Annotated in this window: 11 protein-coding genes and 1 tRNA gene; 3 read left to right on the forward strand and 9 right to left on the reverse strand. The window is 60.7% G+C overall.

What is annotated here, in order from left to right:
• The first annotated feature begins 91 nt into the window (after positions 1-91).
• A complete protein-coding gene (locus NA647_RS03570) occupies positions 92-829 on the forward strand; it encodes a 2OG-Fe(II) oxygenase (protein WP_256056449.1) in 738 nt (245 codons plus the stop codon).
• A 153-nt stretch (positions 830-982) separates the two neighbouring features.
• Here NA647_RS03570 and NA647_RS03575 read toward each other — a convergent pair whose 3' ends face one another.
• The 3 genes from NA647_RS03575 to NA647_RS03585 all read right to left on the reverse strand — a co-directional run bounded on the left by NA647_RS03575 (position 983) and on the right by NA647_RS03585 (position 4,807).
• Positions 983-3,202: an OsmC domain/YcaO domain-containing protein gene (locus tag NA647_RS03575; RefSeq protein ID WP_256056450.1), complete on the reverse strand. Its 2,220-nt coding sequence runs from the start codon at positions 3,200-3,202 to the stop codon at positions 983-985.
• A gap of 195 nt (positions 3,203-3,397) precedes the next feature.
• A tRNA-Thr gene (locus tag NA647_RS03580) sits at positions 3,398-3,473 on the reverse strand.
• A 356-nt stretch (positions 3,474-3,829) separates the two neighbouring features.
• Positions 3,830-4,807 (reverse strand): LysR substrate-binding domain-containing protein, encoded by a 978-nt coding sequence (locus NA647_RS03585; RefSeq protein WP_256056451.1) that lies wholly within the window; start codon positions 4,805-4,807, stop codon positions 3,830-3,832.
• A 367-nt stretch (positions 4,808-5,174) separates the two neighbouring features.
• Here NA647_RS03585 and NA647_RS03590 point away from each other — a divergent pair, with 367 nt between their 5' ends.
• A complete protein-coding gene (locus NA647_RS03590) occupies positions 5,175-6,530 on the forward strand; it encodes a hypothetical protein (protein ID WP_256056452.1) in 1,356 nt (451 codons plus the stop codon).
• Positions 6,531-6,625: 95 nt separating this feature from the next.
• Here NA647_RS03590 and NA647_RS03595 read toward each other — a convergent pair whose 3' ends face one another.
• The 3 genes from NA647_RS03595 to NA647_RS03605 form a co-directional block, all read right to left on the reverse strand.
• Positions 6,626-7,852 carry a methyltransferase gene (locus NA647_RS03595; RefSeq protein ID WP_256056453.1) on the reverse strand — a complete coding sequence of 409 codons (1,227 nt, stop codon included), beginning with the start codon at positions 7,850-7,852 and terminating at the stop codon, positions 6,626-6,628.
• Between the two features lie 93 nt (positions 7,853-7,945).
• On the reverse strand, positions 7,946-9,322 hold the full coding sequence (locus NA647_RS03600; RefSeq protein ID WP_256056454.1) for a TRAP transporter large permease: 1,377 nt from the start codon (positions 9,320-9,322) through the stop codon (positions 7,946-7,948).
• Complete coding sequence (locus tag NA647_RS03605; RefSeq protein WP_256056455.1) at positions 9,315-9,860, reverse strand: TRAP transporter small permease subunit; 546 nt, start codon at positions 9,858-9,860, stop codon at positions 9,315-9,317. The genes NA647_RS03600 and NA647_RS03605 overlap by 8 nt, the downstream gene beginning before the upstream one ends.
• Before the next feature lie 195 nt (positions 9,861-10,055).
• On the opposite strand from NA647_RS03605, the gene NA647_RS03610 reads away from it, so the two are divergent.
• Positions 10,056-11,156 carry a TRAP transporter substrate-binding protein gene (locus NA647_RS03610; RefSeq protein ID WP_256056456.1) on the forward strand — a complete coding sequence of 367 codons (1,101 nt, stop codon included), beginning with the start codon at positions 10,056-10,058 and terminating at the stop codon, positions 11,154-11,156.
• A gap of 66 nt (positions 11,157-11,222) precedes the next feature.
• Here the strand turns inward: NA647_RS03610 and NA647_RS03615 are convergent, their stop codons facing one another.
• The 3 genes from NA647_RS03615 to NA647_RS03625 all read right to left on the reverse strand — a co-directional run bounded on the left by NA647_RS03615 (position 11,223) and on the right by NA647_RS03625 (position 16,812).
• Complete coding sequence (locus tag NA647_RS03615) at positions 11,223-11,648, reverse strand: OsmC family protein (protein WP_256056457.1); 426 nt, start codon at positions 11,646-11,648, stop codon at positions 11,223-11,225.
• Between the two features lie 95 nt (positions 11,649-11,743).
• Entirely contained in the window at positions 11,744-12,052 is a 309-nt protein-coding gene (locus NA647_RS03620; protein ID WP_256056771.1) for a DUF2388 domain-containing protein, read from the reverse strand.
• A 77-nt stretch (positions 12,053-12,129) separates the two neighbouring features.
• Complete coding sequence (locus NA647_RS03625; RefSeq protein ID WP_256056458.1) at positions 12,130-16,812, reverse strand: PAS domain S-box protein; 4,683 nt, start codon at positions 16,810-16,812, stop codon at positions 12,130-12,132.
• Positions 16,813-16,865: the final 53 nt, after the last annotated feature.

Genomic DNA, 16,865 nt, shown 5'->3' on the forward strand with positions numbered 1-16,865 from the left:
AAAGACCGCCGTTTCCCCGTCGTTGCTGAGCGTTGAAATGACCAGGCCATGGCTGCACATGACGAGCATTCTGCAGGGAGAACTCAGAACAATGGCTGACCCAGAAGACGACGCAAGCGCTGAGACAATCGCACAGCGGATTTGTGGGTTCGATTGGCCGCAGGCCATAGACGACTTGGATGCGCGCGGTCACACCGTCTTAAGAAGCCTACTGTCGCTGAGTGAATGCGAGTGGCTCGCCAGATTGTATGAGCGTGACGACTGTTTTCGGAGCCGAGTCGTCATGCAGCGTCACGGTTTTGGCCGTGGCGAGTACAAGTATTTTGGTTACCCGCTCGTACCGGTCATATCCCAACTGAGGGCGGAGCTCTATCCCCGTTTAGCGCCGATAGCAAACCGCTGGAATCAGACGTTGCGTCTTTCCGTACGTTATCCACTGGCACTGGCCGACTTTCTCGCTAGCTGTCACGCCGCCGGGCAGTCGCGGCCTACGCCTCTGCTGCTGCGGTACGGCCAGGACGATTACAACTGTCTGCACCAGGATATCTACGCAGAACACTTCTTTTCGCTGCAAGCCACGGTCCTGCTGTCTCGGCCGGGTATTGATTTCACAGGCGGCGAGTTCGTATTGACCGAGCAACGTCCCAGGATGCAGTCGCGCATAGAAGTCGTCCCCCTTGAACAAGGAGACGCAGTGGTGTTTGCCGTTCAACATCGACCGGTTCTTGGAAAACGGGGCTTTTATCGGGTCAATATGCGTCACGGGGTCAGTCGGGTCCGCTCTGGAAACCGCTACGCGACAGGGATCATCTTTCACGATGCGCCGTGAAAATCGCTACTCGGCGGCGCTGGGTGCCGGGGCTGACAGGGCCGGGCAATTGCGGTGCACAAGCACACCCTGGTTGGGAAGGCCTACAAAAAAGCCAGGCGTTGCCTGACTTTCTCATACCTGAACAGTGCGCATGAACTGCGCCACAAGCGGTTAGCGAGCCAGCGCTGCCGCACTTGCCCGGGCGCTATGCAGCTTCTTGTAGCTTTCGATCAAGCGTAGGTGCCTGTCGAGGCCTTTCAGTTTCATGCTGGTCGGCGTCAAGCCGAAGAAGCGAACGTTGCCGTTCACCGAACCGATTGCAGCGTCCATCCGCTCATTGCCAAACATTCTGCGGAAGTTGACTTCGTAATCGGCCAGCTCAAGTTCGTCGTCCAGTTGTATTTCAAGCACTACATTCACGGCCTGATAGAACAAGCCGCGTTCGACGGTGTTGTCGTTGAACTGCAGGAAGGTTTCCACCAGCTCTTTCGCTTCATCGTATTGCTGCAGGGCAAGATAGATCAGCAGCCTCAGCTCAAGGATGGTTAGCTGGCCCCAAGCTGTGTTGTCGTCAAACTCGATACCGATCAAGGTGGTGATATCGGTGTAGTCATCCAGTTCGCTTTCGACCAATCGCTCGACCAGTGCACGCAATTCGTCATTGCCCAGGCGATGCAGATTCAAAATGTCTTCGCGAAAGAACAGTGCCTTGTTGGTGTTGTCCCAGATCAGATCGTCGACCGGGTAGATCTCCGAGTAATCCGGCACCAGAATTCGGCACGCGGTAGCGCCAAGCTGGTCATATACCGCCATGTACACTTCCTTGCCCATGGCTTCAAGAATGCCGAACAAGGTGGCAGCTTCTTCGGCGTTGGCGCTTTCTTTTTCACTGGAGCCGCCCTGGCTCGAAAAATCCCACTCAACGAACTCGAAATCTGCCTTGGCACTGAAGAAGCGCCACGACACGACTCCGCTGGAATCAATGAAGTGCTCAACGAAGTTGTTCGGTTCCGTTAACGCGTAGCCTTCGAAAGTCGGCTGGGGCAGATCGTTCAGCCCTTCAAAACTGCGGCCTTGCAGCAACTCCGTCAGGCTGCGCTCAAGCGCCACTTCGAAACTGGGATGCGCGCCAAACGAGGCAAACACACCGCCGGTGCGCGGGTTCATCAAGGTGACGCACATAACCGGAAATTCGCCGCCCAGTGACGCATCCTTCACCAGCACAGGAAAGCCCTGTTCTTCCAGGCCCTGAATACCAGCCAAAATGCCGGGATCTTTCGCCAGCACCTCATGCGGCACATCGGGCAGGGCAAGTTCGCCTTCAAGTATTTGGCGCTTCACCGCACGCTCGAAGATTTCCGACAGGCATTGCACCTGTGCTTCCGCCAACGTATTGCCGGCACTCATGCCATTGCTGAGGTAAAGGTTCTCGATAAGGTTGGACGGGAAATACACGGTTTCGCCATCCGACTGACGTACGAAGGGCAGCGAGCAGATACCGCGCGCTTCGTTGCCAGAGTTGGTGTCGATCAGGTGCGACCCACGCAGTTCGCCATCGGGGTTGTAGAAATTGAGGCAGTACTCGTCGAGGATCTCTGCGGGCAGCGCATCGTTGCGGCCAGGCTTGAACCAGCGTTCGTTCGGGTAATGCACGAACGGTGCGTCGGCGATCTCTTCGCCCCAGAACTGATCGTTGTAGAAGAAGTTGCAATTGAGCCGCTCGATGAATTCGCCCAATGCCGAGGCCAGGGCCGCTTCTTTCGTAGCGCCTTTGCCATTGGTAAAGCACATCGGCGACTGCGCGTCACGGATATGCAGCGACCACACGTTGGGGACGATATTGCGCCAGGAGGCAATTTCGATCTTCATGCCAAGGCCCGCCAGGATGGCCGACATGTTGGCGATGGTCCGTTCTAGCGGGAGATCCTTGCCAGCGATATAGGTGCTGGCGTCGGGGTCCGTATCGAGCATCAACAGCGCCTGGGCGTCGGCATCGAGGTTTTCGACTTCTTCGATGACGAACTCAGGTCCGGTTTGCACCACCTTTTTTACGGTGCAGCGGTCAATGGAACGCAGGATGCCCTGGCGGTCCTTGTCGGAAATATCCGCTGGCAACTCGACCTGAATCTTGAAAATCTGGTTATAGCGATTTTCTGGGTCAACAATATTGTTCTGGGACAGACGGATGTTGTCGGTAGGGATATCGCGCGTCTGGCAGTACAACTTCACAAAGTAAGCTGCGCACAATGCTGACGAGGCCAGAAAGTAATCGAAAGGGCCCGGTGCAGAACCATCGCCCTTGTAGCGGATGGGTTGATCGGCCACCACCGTGAAGTCATCAAACTTGGCTTCAAGCCGAAGGTTGTCGAGAAAATTAACCTTGATTTCCATGCGGGATTCCCTCAAGGGTTCTGCCAACAAATCTCGACGATGCGGAGCCTCGTCTGGAGTCTGGAGCGGACCTGTGGTTTCGGCTGCGGTAGCGAAGAGGCGCTGGGGATGATTCCGCTTAGCCGTTAATCGACGCCGTTTTTGCGTATGACAGAAAAAACAAAGGCCTGCATTGCTGCAAGCCTTTGTTTTATATGGTGCCGGCACCAAGAGTCGAACTCGGGACCTACTGATTACAAGTCAGTTGCTCTACCAGCTGAGCTATACCGGCTAAAAGATGGGCGCCATTATAGCGATTGCTCGCCGCGAGTAAACTGTTTGTTAACAGTTGTTTTGCATGACTTTTATCCGGTGGCTGCGTGCGGCTCTTTCGAGCGCTGCTAGCGGCTTAGATTGTGCGGCTTAAGGTCGGAGGGCAAAAGATGACGAGCCTTACCCGTAGCCGTTTTCGGCCACGAATGGTGATGTTTCTGGTGGCGGCGTGCGTCGATACCGGGCAGTGCAGAAGCGGAGCGGGAACGATGTCGAGAGCGGATGCCGGCTAGTTACCGGCGCGCCGCGGGAGCGGGCGCAATGCCGTGTCGAAAACCATAAGGATTGCCACCCTCGATAGGCGGACCGGAGCAATCAGGGGATGGCCGGGTGCATTCCTTTGCCTGGCCTATCGGCAACCTCGTTGCGCAAGTGATCGATGAGGCTTCGTACGGCCTGGGGTGTGCCGCGATAAGACGGTGTCATGACATACAGTGCTGACGCGCTTGGCTCGTCCTCCTTGCAAGCACGGCACAGGTCGCCCGCCTCGAGTTCACGGTGGCAGGCCAGTAACGGCAAGCAGGCCAAGCCCAGTCCTGCCTCCGCGGCATCCTTGAGCGCGGCGAGGCTGTCGGTTCTGAGCGCAGGGGTTTGTACGGTACGGGGATGGTCTTGCAAGCGCCACGGTTGCAATTCCTGCGGGCCGCTTAGGGCGAGCAGGTCGCTGTCTCCCACCTCAGCGATACTGGCGGGGCGTGCCAGACGCTGGAGCAACGCAGGCGAGCCGACGATCAGGTTGTCGAGCGTGGCGAGCGGACGTACGACGATATCGCCGCTGTCGAGTGGAACGCTATCAAGCGTCAGGGCTAGATCCAGGCGCAGCTCCGTCAAGCTGACAACCGTGTCCCGTGGCATGAAGGCAAACTGCACTTTCGGATAGCGACGTTGAAAGCGCTCCAGTGCCTTCAACACCCAACTGGACAAGATCGCCGGGGCCGCGAGTCTGATCAGGCCGCTGGGAACGTCGTTGGCTTCACGGGCGCGAATCTCGGCGGTCTCGGCCGAGGTGAGCATGTCCAGGGCGTTGCGGTAAATTTGCTCGCCGATGGCGGTCATGGCGAACCTCCGGGTACTGCGATTGAGCAGTTGCACATCCAGACGCTTCTCCAGCTGCATGATGCGCCGGCTCAGGCTGGATTTCGCCACTCCAGTGCGCTCCGCTGCTGCGGAAAAGCCTCCCGCTTCGACCACCCGGACGTACCAGTACAGCTCGCTCAGCATGCTGGCCTGGGCGGTGGCATGTGTGGGTTGGCTGCGAGACGCTGTGTTGCTCTGAATGGAACGGTCAGTCATGTTTCTCCCCTGCGCTGTGGGGTATCTTATGACCCTTTTGCAACGAAGCCTTTGCTGAAGCGGACCATTCTTTTGCTAGAGCGGAGCGCGCCTTAACAATCAACGCGTCAGCAATAACAGGGAAACCGGGCGATGCAGGCCAATGCTGCCCCACATGCGGACAGCACCGGACAACCACACTATCGCCCGGATATTTATCAACGCGACCGTGACCTGATCGCCATGAACGCCGCCGCGCCGAGATCGAACGGCTGGAAAGCGAGGCGTTCACCCGCAGCCTGTTGGACTCAGCCAGCGAAGGCTTCTATTCCATCGATACCGATGGTCTTGTCACCCTCTGCAACGAGGCCTTCGTCAACCTGGTCGTGTGAGCAATGCCGAGCGTGGCAGTGATCGCTTCGATCAGCGTCAGGTACTGGCCGATTATCGTCTGGGCGAGAACGACACGCTCAGCGGCGAAGTACGCAGCGTCACCGAGACCCGCAGCGCTCAGGCGGTGGATGGCACTCTCGGCGCGCTGCGCTATGGACATCGCATCGGCAGTTCGCTGGAAGTGTACGGAATCGCCCAGGCGACCCTGGACAACGATGGCGGCCGCTACCGCGACAACGATGCCGCGACTCTGGGCGGCAAATACCTGTTTGGTGACCTATCCAGCATCGGCGGTGAGGTCACTGCTGGCGACCGCGGCAATGCGGCGGGGATCAATGGTGAATACCGCGTCGCGGCTGATCACACCCTGTACGGCGGCTACACCTATTCCACCGACACCTCGGCGGAAACCGACCCGCTGTTCGGCGGCACGCCCGGTGGCCTGACGCTCGGCCAGCGCTGGCGTGTCTCCAACCAGACCAGCATGTTCAATGAGAGCCAGTGGCTGAAATCCGGCCAGGACCAGGGGATCGCGCACACCTTCGGTATGGACTTCTACCCGGCCGAGGGCTGGAATTACGGCTTCACCATTCAGGAAGGCGAACTGGAAACTCCGGCTGGCGATGTCGACCGCGAAGCCTACAGCGTGCGCGGCGGCCACACCTCCCCGCGCACTGGCTGGAGCAGCGCAATGGAGTTCCGCCGCGACACCGGGGCCGAGCGCCGCCGCCAGTGGCTGACGACCAACCGCCTGCTGCACAAGCTGGACGAGTCCTGGCGCATCGCCGGTCGCCTCAACTACTCGGACACTCAGGACCAGCTGGATGCCCAGCAGGGTGCGCGTTTCATCGAGTCCAACGTCGGCTTCGCCTGGCGCCCGGTGGACAATGTGCGTTGGGCAGCGCTCGGCAAGTACACCTACCTGTACGACCGCTCGACGCTCGACCAGATTGACTCATCCTCGCAGTTCGACCAGCGTTCCCACGTGTTCGCGCTCGAGGGCACCTACCGCTTCGACCAGCGCTGGGAATTTGCCGGCAAGCTGGCCCAGCGTCTTGGTGAGGCGCGGGCCGGACGCGACCAGGGTGAGTGGTTCGACAGTCGGGCACGGTTCAGCGCCATGCAGGGGCGGTATCGCCTGCAGGGTGCCTGGAGTGCGCTGGGCGAGTATCGCTGGCTCGATGTGAAGGACGGTGGGGCGCGTCAGGGCTGGCTGGTCGGAGTTGATCGCGACGTCGGTGAGAACTTCCGTGTCGGTGCCGGCTACAACTTCACCGACTTTAGCGACGATCTGACCCGCCTCGACTACCGCTACCAGGGCTGGTTCCTCAACTTCGTCGGCTTCTACTAAGGGGTCGCTCCCCCCGACGCGTTCGTCCTGTCGGCCGAGGCTGGCAGGTATCTGGGACGTCCCGGGGGAGGCATTACGGATGCGTCTGCATGGTGCTAGCTCGCATCGCTGGGCAGCTCAGCGATCAGCATCAGATTGCGCGGCGTGAGCTCGGGTTCGCAGAAGGTGCCGAGCCGGACCTCATAGCCGTTTTCAGCTAGCCGTAGAGCCCGGTCGAGCAGCAGCCAGAGTTCCAGCGGGCGACGAAACAGGCCCCGCAGCAGTTCCAGGTTGCGCACTTCGGCAAGGCGCTGCCAGCCGCGCTGTTCGAGCGCGTGCCAGTCGAGCGCGGGCGGCTCGGGTAGTCGCTTCATTTCAGCCAGGTCACGGCAGTAGCGTTCAAAGCTTTTCTTCAGCCAGCCGCTCGGGAGCGACGGAGTTGGTAAGTATTCATCGTTACCGCGCAGCTTGCGCTGGAGCAGGTCGAAGCCCAAGCGCCAGGCCATCGACTGGTCTCGCTGGCGTCGCTCGCGGGCGCCGGCGGTAACCGTTTCACTGAGCGGCAAGCCAAGGTCTTCGCGCGAGAGCTCAAGCGATGATGCTGCGGCCAGCTTCGAAAGAGGTTGATAGCGGTTGGCCTGAATGCGGTTGTAGCAGCAGGGTGCGATCGCCAGCTGGCGACAGCGTTGCGCAATGCAGAGATCAATCAAGCGTACATGCAGGTCGCCGCAGGCGTGCAGTGCTACTGGGGTCACCAGAGGTCCGAGCTGTGCAGTCGCGCCTTCATGCATCACGTCCTGCCGGCAGTGCTTCGCGTCGATACCAAGCCGCTCACTGAGTCTGTTGCCTGCGGCGACCAGTGCTGGATCCCACTCAAGGCAAGTCAACGAGCCGCCGCGATTGGCCAACTGTCGCCCTAGATGGCCTTTGCCGGCGCACCAGTCGAGCCAATGCTGAGGGTGCTCGCTGAACGCCAGTGCAGAGCTGAAGGCCTGTATTTGCCGCCATTTGCGACCGGGTACGTCGACCGACTGACGGGTGCTGTCGCTGGAGGGCGGTGAGCTGGGCAGTTCGCCCAGATAACTCAATGTTATGGCTTGCTCGGCCAGCTCTGCGAACGGAGCAGGTGCGTTGAGGTAGACGGGTTGGTTGTGTGCTGCATCGGCTTGCTCCAGCGAGCGGGCGCGTAACCATTCAGCCAGCTCTGGATGAATCACTTCCCAGCCGAGATGTAGATGCGTGAACGGCCGCGGCTTCCAAAGCGCCTGATGCTGCAGCAGGAAAGCATCGAGCTGCCGGAAGCGCTTGGCAAGGTGCGGGTAGCTGGAGGATTGGGTCGGCATGGGGGCTCGGCTGTGGCGGCTGCCGCTATATGATCGCGCTGAAACCCGCTGCCGGATAGTCAGACGCCCGTCGAAACGGGCGTCTGGATGGTGCTATTTGCCGTAGACCTGCTCGGGTAGCCAAGTGACCAGCCCAGGGAACTGATAGGCGATCACCAGCAGCAGGATCTGGATCAGAATGAAAGGGATCACCCCTTTGTAGATGGTGCTCGTAGGCACTGATTTGGGTGTCACGCCGCGCAGGTAGAACAGGGCGAAACCAAAGGGTGGCGTGAGGAAGGACGTCTGCAGGTTCAGCGCGATCATCACACCGAGCCACACGGGGTCCAGGCCCATGGCCAGCAACACCGGGCCGACGATCGGCACCACCACGAAGGTGATTTCGATGAAGTCGAGGATGAAGCCCAGCAGAAAGATCACGACCATCACGAGGAAGAAGGCACCGAGCACGCCGCCAGGCAGCTGGGCGAAGACATCTTCGATCATCGCTTCGCCGCCGAAGCCGCGGAACACCAGCGAGAACAGTGAGGCGCCGATCAGAATCAGAAACACCATGGCGCTGATTTCAGTGGTGCCGTACGCCACATCACGGACCTGACCGAAGTTCAGCTTGCCTTTGTAGAACGCCAGAACCATCGCGCCCAGTGCACCCAATGCAGCGGCCTCGGTGGGTGTCGCGTAGCCCGCCAAAATCGAGCCAAGCACGGCGCTGATCAGCAGCAGCGGAGGCACCAGGGCATTGATCAGTTTGCCCCACTCGATCGGGCCAAGTTCTTCCTGTGGCAAAGCAGGCAGCTTCTTCGGCTGGAGGATTGCCACTGCGATGATGTACAGGATGTACAGACCGACCAACAGCAGGCCGGGAAGCAGCGCGCCGACGAACAGGTCTCCGACAGAGACGGTCTTAGGCGAGAAGATGCCCATCTTCAGCTGAGCTTGTTGATAGGCGCTGGACATTACGTCACCCAGCAATACCAGCACGATGGAAGGCGGGATGATCTGGCCCAGCGTGCCAGTCGCAGCGAGTGTTCCGGTGGAGATGGCCGGATCATAGCCGCGGCGAAGCATGGTCGGCAGCGCCAGCAGGCCCATGGTCACAACGGTGGCCCCGACGATGCCAGTACTGGCCGCGAGCAGTGCGCCCACCACACAGACGGAGATGGCCAGACCGCCGCGCAGCGTGCCGAACAGCCGGGACATGGATTCAAGCAGATCCTCGGCCACACGGCTCTTTTCGAGCATCACGCCCATGAACACGAACAACGGTACGGCCAGCATCGTCTGGTTGTTCATGATGCCGAACAGGCGGTTTGGCAGAGCGCTCAGGTAGCCGCCATCGAAGGTGCCAGTGAGCACGCCGATACCGGCGAACAATAGCGAGACGCCACCCAAGGTAAAGGCTACCGGGTAGCCGGCCATCAAGGCCGCGCAAATGCTGATGAACAGCAGTATTGCCATCATCTCAGCCATGTTTCACCTCCGACGCAGGCAGGCGACCGGCGAAGGTGTAGGCGGCCTTGATGATTTCCGAAATGCCTTGCAGGGCCAGGCAGACGACTAGAACCAGAATGATGCTTTTCTGCACGAAGACGAACTTCAGCCCGCCCGACTCGCTGGAGCCCTCCAGCGTCGCCCAGGAATTGCTGACGTAATCCCAGCTGGCCCAGCCGAGAAACAGGCAGACGGGCAAGAGAAACAGAAGGGTTCCGAGCACTTCGACCAAGGCCTGGTAGCGGGGCCTGAACCGCTGGTAGAAGATGTCGACGCGAACATGGCCGTTGCGCTGTAGCACCCAGGCGGCAGCGCCCATGAATACCAGTGCGTGTGCGTAGAGAACGGCTTCCTGGAGGGCGGTTGCGCCGATGCCGAAACCGTAGCGCAGCACTACAACCACCGCAGTGCCAAGGACCAGAAACAGGGTAAGCCAGGCGCAGGCCTGTCCGAAGCGGGCATTCACCGCGTCGATCACCCTGGCGAGACCGAGCAGTGGAGGGGCATGTTTCGACATTGCAGATCCTTTATTGTTATGGCCCAAAAGGCCGGCGATTCTAGGCAGCTGGGCTACGGTGTCGCAACCGGCAGTACTACGTACGTAGTCTGAGTACGTAGTCGCGGTGCTTGAGCGAGAGATAGCCATATGATAGCTAGAACCACCTGAATTCGGGGTTCCGAAATTCAGCATTACAACAACAAGGAGTTACTCATGAAACGTCGTCAAATTCTGGCCGCCGCAGGCGTTGGTCTGGCCGCAACGGCGCTGGCCGGTTGCAACAAGGAAGCCGATACCGCGAGCAAGCCGGAAGGCACCGCAAGCACTGAGAAATTCAATTGGAAGATGGTCACCTCCTGGCCAAAAAACTTCCCGGGCGTGGGCGTCGGCGCGGAAAACTTCGCGAAACTGGTCAACGAAATGAGCAATGGCCGTCTGACGGTCAAGGTCTACGCTGCGGGTGAGCTGGTCCCGGCGTTGGAAGTCTTCGATGCGGTCTCCCGCGGTACCGCCGAGATGGGTCATGGCGCTCCTTACTACTGGAAAGGCAAGGTCCCGGCTGCTCAGTTCTTCTGCGCACTGCCGTTTGGCCCGAATGCCCAGGAGATGAATGCCTGGTTGCATCGCGGCGGCGGCATGGAGCTGTGGGAGGAGGTGTACAAGCCTTACGGCGTACTGCCAATGGCGTGCGGTGCCTCTGGCGTGCAGACCGCAGGCTGGTTCAACAAGGAAATCAATTCGGTCGACGATTTCAAGGGACTAAAAATGCGTACTCCTGGCCTTGGTGGCGAAGTGCTGACCAAGATGGGCGGGACCGTGGTCAACATGCCGGCCGGTGAGATCTTCACTGCGCTACAAACCGGTGCCATCGACGCCACTGAGTGGATCGGCCCGTACAACGACTTGGCCTTGGGCCTGCACAAGGCGTCGAAGTACTACTACACGCCAGGCTGGCAGGAGCCGAACGTAACCTTTGAATTGGACGTCAACCTGAAGGCCTGGGAAACACTGCCAGACGACCTCAAGGCCATCGTTCGTGCCGCTGCCCGTGCCGTCAATGGCGACATGCTCGACGACTACAACGCAAAAAACATGGAAGCACTGGAGCAACTGCGCGAGCAGGGGGTAGAAGTTCGTCGCCTGCCGGACGAGGTGCTGGCTCGGCTGAAGGAGGTCGCGGCCGAAGTGGTCGATGCATCCGCCGCTGCCGATCCGGTCGCCAAGAAGGTCTGGGATCAGCAGAGCGCGTACCTGAATCGTTTGTACGAGTACGCCGAGCTGAACGAAAAGGACATTTACAACATTCGTGGCTGATCGTCACAAGCCGTCCGAAACAAAAACGCCGTCCACTGGGCGGCGTTTTCATTTCAGCCTGTCAGGTCAGTTTTCCAGCGTTGCGCTCAAGCTGATCTGCGCGTTGAGCACCTTGGACACTGGGCAGCCTTCCTTCGCTTGGTTGGCGATCTGCTGAAACTGGCTTTCATCTGCGCCAGGTACCTTAGCGGTAAGCGTCAGGGCAATCGCGGTGATCGAGAAGCCTTCGCCGTCCTTGTCCAACGTAACTTCCGCCTTGGTGTCGATGCGTTCAGCGGTGAGGCCAGCCTGGCCAAGCATCATTGACAGTGCCATCGAAAAGCAACCCGCGTGGGCCGCACCGATCAGTTCTTCAGGATTGGTGCCAGGAGCGTCTTCAAAGCGGGTGTTGAAGCCGTACGGGTTGTCCTTCAGGGCGCCGCTCTGGGTGCTGATGGTGCCTTTGCCGCTTTTCAAGTCACCTTGCCAGACGGCGGATGCGGTTTTTTTCATGATTCCTCCGGATGCTTAGGGTTGAACGAATGGCGAGGCCGGCCGCGCAATGCCGTGTCAGACCATGCGTCCGGGCTTTCGGCCAGCCTGCTTGCCTACTGCTGTTCGGCTGCGAGAATGGCGCTCGCCAGCTGCATGTCACTTGCTTGCAGCTCGGGTTGCTCGCTGCGCAGCTTCGACAGCATCGCTTCCAGATAGGGGCCGCGAATCGCGCCATCGCTGGCCACGAAGCTACCGGCGTCTTCACGTGCGGCGGCGACCAGCTTGTCGTCGCGGAATGTCATGTAAGTCGACGCGGTGGTTGCACCTGAGGAAAGAATTTGCCGGACGAAGCTGCTGTCCGCCATTGCCGCGCCAAAAGGAACACAGCTCAGGATAACTGCCGACAGTAGTGATTTGCGCATGATGGTGCCTCCGCTTGATCCTCCTTTAGAGAGTGCGCGGCGGTTGGCAGAGTTCCTTGCGGAGAGTTCCTTGCGGTTCATCCGCTGCGCTCGATCAGCTGGCGGACCTTGGTACCGAGCATCTCGATGCTGAACGGCTTGGCCAGCATATCCATGCCAGGTGCGAGAAACTCGCCGCGCACTTCGGTATTCGGCGCATAGCCGGAGACGAACAGCACCTTGAGCTGCGGTCGGTGCTGACGGGCCATTTCCGCCAACTGACGACCGTTGATGCCGGGCAGGCCAATGTCGCTGACCAGCAGATCGATACGTTGACTACCTTGCAGATAAGGCAGCGCGGTGTTGCCATCGACCGCTTCGAGCACCTGATAGCCCAGCTCTTGCAACACCTCGACCACTAGCATGCGTACCGCGGCTTCGTCTTCCACCACCAGTATGGTTTCGTTGGTCTGCGCGCCCTGTACCGCCGCTGGCGCGCCGGTGTGTTCTGCCTGCGGCTCGGCCTGCGTTCGATTGCGCGGGAGGAACAGCGTGATCAGGGTGCCGTGACCGGGCGTACTGTCGATGCGCACATGGCCGCCGGTCTGCTTGACGAAGCCATACACCATCGACAGCCCAAGGCCGGTGCCCTGGCCGATGGGTTTGGTGGTGAAGAACGGATCGAACGCCTTGGCGACCACCTCAGGGGGCATGCCGGAGCCATTGTCGGCAACGCTCAGGGTGACGTAGTCTCCTGGCTCGGGACTGTCGGGCTGGGTGTCCTTGATCTGTACGCAGCCGGTCTGAATGATCAGCCGGCCGCCGTCGCTCATGGCATCGCGCGCGTTGATCACCAGATTGAGCAGGGCGTTTTCCAGCTGGTGCGCGTCGGTATAGGCCAGCCAGGGTTCCGGCTGCAGGTGCGTCTCGAACTGGATGTGTTCGGCCATGGTGCGGCGAAGCATGTCCTCCATCGACAGCACCAATTGGTTGACGTCTACAGGTTGCGGATCCAGCGACTGGCGACGGGCGAAGGCCAGTAGGCGGTGTGTCAGAGCGGCGGCGCGGTTGGCTGAGCTGGTCGCGGCATCGACATAGCGACCCAAATCGTTCACTCGACCGTCGGCAATCCGGCGCTGGATCAGGTCGAGCCCGCCCAGCACGCCGGTCAGCATGTTGTTGAAGTCGTGCGCGAGACCGCCGGTGAGCTGGCCGATGGCCTCCATCTTTTGCGCATGGCGCAGGGTTTCCTCGGCGCGCTCGCGTTCGCCCATCTCCAGGTGCAGGAGATGGTTGATCTCTGCCAGTTCACGGGTGCGCTCGGCAACGCGACGTTCGAGGTTGTCGTTCAGCTCGCGCAGCGCCTCTTCGGCCGCTACCTGCGCGTTGACGTCGGTGTTGGTGCCGAACCAGTGCGTGACTTGGCCAAAATCATCGCGAATGGGCACGGCGCGCGCGAGAAACCAGCGGTACTGGCCATCCTTGCCGCGCAGCGGGAAGGTTTCCTCCCAGGTCGAGCCGATCGCCACGGCGCGTTTCATCGAGGCGCTGACACGAACGTGGTGATCGGGGTGATGTACCGAGCGCCAGCCCAGGGCACGCATGGCTTCCATGGTGGTACCGGTGTAGTCGTACCAGCGCTTGTTGTACCAGTAGATCCGCCCGGCGGGGTCGGCCATCCAGGCGAACTGGCTCATGTTGTCGGCCAGGGTGCGGAACTGTTCTTCGCTGGCGCGCAAGGCGCGTTCGGCGCGCATCCGCTCATCGGTGGTCCAGGCACGGTCGGCCACTTCGCGTATGAACGAGATGTCTTCCTCGGCCCATTGGCGCGGGTGCTCCTGCAATAGGATCAAGGCGGCGCTCAGGCGCCCTTGTTCCTGCAGCGGCACGCACACCAGGCTCTGGATACGCCGTAGCCGGAGGCTCGAAGCCTGCGCTGCGGTACGGGTGTCGTGCAGGGTGTCATTGACGACCACCAGCTCGTCGTTCTGCAGGTCGTAGATGAAGTCGCCATAGTCGGTGAAGCACATGCGCTCGTTGTAGTCGCCCAGCGCACCGTCGCTCCAGTAGCGCTCGACGGTGGCGTAGTGGCCGCCGGGATCTACGGAAAGAAACGCCGCGCGGGTCACGTTCAGTGTCATGCCCAGTGCGCGCACGGCCGCCGTGATGATGGTGGTGCTGTCCGGTTGTCCGCGCAGCAGATCACCAAGCTCCATGAGCACCGTCTGGCGCTGCTCGGTGCTCTTGCGCTCCTGTATCTGCTCTTCGAGCAGGGCGTTCATGCGCAGGAGTTTCAACGCCGCGTTGCGCTCGGCGGTGATTTCTCGGGCGGTGCCGAGCAGGCGAATCCTACCGTCGGCGTCGAGCAGGCGTCGCCCGCGATTGGTCAACCAGCGGAACTGTTCGCTCGCCTCGTCGTAGACCCGGTAATCGAGATTCAGCTCGCCACCGCCGATGCCTTCGAGGGCGCTGCGAAAGGCGTCGAGCAGGGCGGTCCGGTCATCGGCATGAACACGTGCGAGAAATTCGCTAACGCTCAATTCCGGTGCGTCGGGAGCGACGCCGGCGAGTGCCTTGAGCTGCGCATCCCAATGCAGTGTGTTGCGCTGGTAGTCATATTCCCAGACGCCGATCGAGGCGATTTCGTTGGCCAGGCTGACGCGCTGTTCGGCCTCGAGCAGGGCGCGACGTGCCCGTGCGCGCTCGGTCGCGGCACGGAGGCGCTCGGCCATTTCGCGTACGAATGAGATGTCCGCCTGGCTCCACTGCCTCGCTTGTTTGTCAGCCAATAACATGAACGCACAATCCGGCGCCTGCGCCCGCAACGGCGCCAACAGGAGACTGCAATAGCCGAGACGCTCATGCAGAGCGCCGCAGTCATCTCGGCAGTCAGCCTCGTCGAGCAGGTCTTCGAAGGGCACGATCATCCCTTGCGCCAGCCGCAGGCGCAGGGACCGGGCGCAGCCGCCAAGCGGATAACGGATCGATCGGCCCGCATCGTTGACCGATGGCCATTGCTGCACGATCACCAGGTGATCGTGCTCATCGAGATGACCATAGGCCAGGCACTCGATGCCGATCAGCTGCACCAGGCGTTCGGGCATTACCTCGCTCAGATCGATGCGGTCGCCGGCGTCGTGCAGGCGGTCGCTGAGTTCCAGCAGGTAGGTTTGCTGCGCGTCGCCGCGGGCCCGCTCGCTGATGTCGGTAAAGGTACATATCGCACCCTGCAGTATCTCGTCGCGGTACAACGGCGCGACTCGATACTCGACCGGCAGGCTGCTGCCGTCTTGGCGGAAGAACAGTTCATATTCGACATGCGCCGGTTCGCCGGTCTTGGCGGTGCGCTGGATCGGGCAATCTTCCGCCGCATAGGACGAGCCGTCCGGGTGGCTGTGGTGAATCACGTTATGCAGCTGGCGACCCAGCACCTGCTCTTTGCTGTCGAAGCCGAGTAGCTTGACGAACGCCTCGTTGCAAAGGGTGACAAAACCATGGGTATCGATGGAATAGAAGCCTTCGCTGGCCGAGTCCAACAGGCTGCGGGTGAACGCCTCGCTTTCCAGCCGTTCGATTTCGGCGCGGCGGCGTTCATGGATGTCCTGCGCCACCAATACCCAATGCAGCAGGCGACCGTCATGCCCGTAAACCGGTGCGCCGCAGCCCTGGAACCAACGTGGCTCGCCGGCAACGTTGAGCAGCGGCACTTCGAAACTGCCGGATTTGCGGCTCTTCAACGCGCCATGCCATTGCTGCAGCACCGCGTCCCGGTGGTCCGGCGCGACGGCGGTCAGCCAGCCCATGCCGGCGGACTCACTTTCCGTCAACCCGGTGAGTTCGCACCAGTAGCGATTGCAGAAGATCAACGAACCGCTGGCATCGCATTGCCAGATCACCTGAGGGCTGAGATCGACCAACGCGCGGTATCGCTCCTCGACCTCGCGAATTGATGCTTTTTCATGCAGCCGTTCGGTCAGGTCGCGCAGAATCTTGACGAAGCCCTGCGGCTGCCCCTGATCGGTCCTGAGCTGCATCAACACGCCGGCTGCCCAGAACTGACTGCCATCCTTGCGCCGATGCCAGCGTTCGTCGTTTGACGAGCCGCCCTGTGCGGCCCGTTGCATCTCGCCATCCGGCACACCGGTGGCGACGTCTTCATCGGTGAAGATCCGGGCGATAGGGTGGCCGACGATCTCCTGGCGCTGCCAGCCGAGAATCTGCTCGGCGCCTCGGTTCCAGCTGATTATGGTGCCTTGGGAATCGGTGCTGAGAATCGCGTAATCCAGCGCGCTGTCGATGATCCGGCGGTTGTGCTCCTCGTGCTCGCAGCTGCGGCGCAACTCGAGCAATGCCATGACCTGCCGGGCCAATGCCTGCAGATGGCCGAGCTGGCGGGGCGACAAGGTCTGTGCCTGGTCGCCGATCACGCACAGTGCGCCGAGCAACAGGCCTTCCGGGGACTTAAGCGGCGCGGCTGCATAGAAGGCGGATGCCTCCGCCGGGCTTTCGATCACCTGCGTTTGCGCGCCGCTCATGCTGCAGGCATCGAGTGCCTGGACAAGCGTTCGGCTGTCATCGTCAAGGTTGAGCGAGGCCTTGATCCAAAGGCGTCCCTGGTCGCGAAATACGATGGCGGCGCTGTTACTCGCGCACAGCTCGGCCGCGAGCGTCACCAGATCATCGAACGCCGTTTCCGGTGGCGTATCGAGAATGCGGTATCGCGCCAGCGCTGTCGTTCGGTCAGCTTCTACCCGGCTGTCGACTTTATTTTCAACGTTCAAATTTCTGCTCGGCTATCCATGGCGGCAAGACGTCCCCAGCATAAGGCGTCCGA

This window comes from Stutzerimonas stutzeri, assembly GCF_024448985.1.
GTDB lineage: Bacteria > Pseudomonadota > Gammaproteobacteria > Pseudomonadales > Pseudomonadaceae > Stutzerimonas > Stutzerimonas stutzeri_AP.